The organism is Alicyclobacillus suci (assembly GCF_017329615.1).
GTDB lineage: Bacteria > Bacillota > Bacilli > Alicyclobacillales > Alicyclobacillaceae > Alicyclobacillus > Alicyclobacillus suci.
In genome coordinates, this window is the sequence record NZ_JAFMTW010000189.1 from 1 (window position 1) to 339 (window position 339).

The window sequence follows — 339 nt, forward strand, 5'->3', positions numbered from 1 at the left end:
CGATTCAAACACGACCATTCTCCTCCTTCCAGACCGCGTCATAGCGGACTGCAGGCGTGATACGCTCAATCCGATCCTGATGCTTCTTCTCGGCTGCATCCAACAGACGAGATGTGTCAACGTTTTGGTTCTCGAACCGCTCTGGCAGTTTAGGTCTTTGCCCAGCCCGTTCACCAATCCTAACCAGACCTCAAATTGTTGATTCAATTGTTCCAATGTCTTAGGTTTCGCCGCAGCGATTTCGTCCAGAAACGAGTCGACGATACGATTAAACCGCTCTATTTTTCCCTTCGACTCCGGCGCATAGGGTTTCGCGTAAAGCAGCCGTGTCCCGAGCTT

At 51.3% G+C, this 339-nt stretch carries 1 pseudogene; it reads right to left on the reverse strand.

The features are described 5' to 3' along the window. A pseudogene (locus J3482_RS20360) lies at window positions 1-339 on the reverse strand (hypothetical protein); the annotation flags it as partial.